Below are 1,557 nucleotides of genomic sequence, written 5' to 3'. Positions count from 1 at the left end.
CACACTCGTCAGCGGACCCAGCAGCTCGGGAGGGATGCTCCCGGTCTCGGGCGGCTCATCGAAGACACCCGGCTGCCCCTCCGACTCATATCGCTCGCTCCCGGTGATCGAGCCGAGCTGAGCACCGGGGTGCATGTGCATGCCGTTGGCGCTCGCGATCTCCGCCCAGGTCACCGCCGCTCGGTCCGATCCGCCCGTTCGATACGCCGGATGAAAGACCCGCAGGTAGTCGGAGAAGCCGACCGGCACGAGAGACAGAACCGACTCGGCGACGCCGCGCAATCCCTCGACCACCCAATCGGCCGCATGGGCATCGACCAAAGCCTCGTACACCGCACGAACTATGACGCGGAGGCCGCTTGTGCCTCAAACCAGCAGCGCAGTACGGGTCGAGTACGCCGACCGCCGGCGGTTGCTTTCGTCCTACGCGGCTCTTCTGATCAGCAACGCACGCCGCGAGGATGTCGGCCGATCAGTCCCAGAAGTCCTCGAACCGCTCGGTGTCGCCTCCCTTGGGCTTCCGACCACCGATGCAGATCACGTCAAGACCCTCCGGGCCGGCCTCGAATGAGCGGACTACTGCAGGAGCGACGCGCAGCACGTCCCACACTGAGAGCTCGACGACCTCGTCATCGAGCTTGGCACAACCGGACCCGGCGACCACGACGTAGGCCTCCTCCTGCACACGATGCCGGTGACCCCACGGCATGCGGGCACCTGGGTCGTACGTGAAGCGGCTCACGCCGAGCTCGGGCGATCGCAGAGCCTCCCGCGCGAACCGCCACTGCATTTGCGCATCCCGCGGGCTGACATCGCGAAGATCGTCGAAGTTCTTCTTCGTCCAGTCGGGCACCTCGAAAGTCTCGCACCTATGCGCCGAACGGCCGCTTCCGTTCGCGGAGGTGCGCCTGTACGGCGCGGCGGGTCGGGGGGACATGTGGCCGGCGCACTCGCCGATGCACTCCGAATGGACCTTCTCGTCATCACGCGGGCACAACTCCCCGACATCGCGCGGAGACCGCGACGTCGTACCTATGCACCGGGTGTCATGCGTCGGGCGGGAGTGGCGCTTCTGTTCGTCGTCCGGCCGCTCGGCCTAGCTCGGTTCGAGGACCACCACCGGGATCTCGCGGTCGGCCTTGACCTGGAACTCGTCGTACGGCGTCCCAGTCGCGGTCATGATGCGCCACAGCTCGGGCTTCTCCTCGGCCGTGGCGACCCGCGCCCGAGCCGTGTGGTGGTCGGCCTTGACCTGCACGGCCACGATCGGATCGTCTTGAAGGTTGAGGAACCAGCCGGGTGGGTTGCCGCCGCCGTTGGAGGCCACCACTAGGAAGTCGTCTCCGTGCCGTTGGTAGATCAGCGGCGTGGTCCGCTTTTCACCCGACTTGCGCCCGGTGGTGGTGAGCAGCAACACCGTGGTGCCCTGCCAGTCGTGGCCTTCCTCGCCGGCGGTTTCGCGATATCTGTCGACGTGCTCCTGACCGAACAACGGGCCACCCATCAGGCGATCTTCTGCGCCAGCTCGACGATGATCCCAGCCGGGCCGCGTACGTA

3 protein-coding genes are annotated in these 1,557 nt (G+C 66.8%); all 3 read right to left on the bottom strand.

Annotated features, from left to right (window positions below; genetic code table 11):
- A partial coding sequence (locus tag VGP60_RS26745) for a hypothetical protein (protein WP_327550866.1) occupies positions 1 to 333 on the bottom strand: 333 nt, incomplete at its 3' end.
- 139 nt (positions 334 to 472) lie between these two features.
- On the bottom strand, positions 473 to 853 hold the full coding sequence (locus VGP60_RS26740; protein ID WP_327550865.1) for a cupin domain-containing protein: 381 nt from the start codon (positions 851 to 853) through the stop codon (positions 473 to 475).
- Positions 854 to 1,096: 243 nt separating this feature from the next.
- Entirely contained in the window at positions 1,097 to 1,504 is a 408-nt protein-coding gene (locus VGP60_RS26735) for a nitroreductase family deazaflavin-dependent oxidoreductase (protein ID WP_327550864.1), read from the bottom strand.
- Positions 1,505 to 1,557: the final 53 nt, after the last annotated feature.

Origin of the sequence: Amycolatopsis sp., from assembly GCF_036008905.1 — a bacterium.
Lineage (GTDB): Bacteria > Actinomycetota > Actinomycetes > Mycobacteriales > Pseudonocardiaceae > Amycolatopsis.
The sequence above is the reverse complement of the archived record's forward strand: the minus strand, read 5'-3'. Positions and strand labels throughout refer to the sequence as shown.

Bases quoted from the DNA above. Each gene is read 5' to 3' on its own strand.
- VGP60_RS26735 (WP_327550864.1), bottom strand. From the start codon at position 1,504: ATGGGTGGCCCGTTGTTCGGTCAGGAGCACGTCGACAGATATCGCGAA.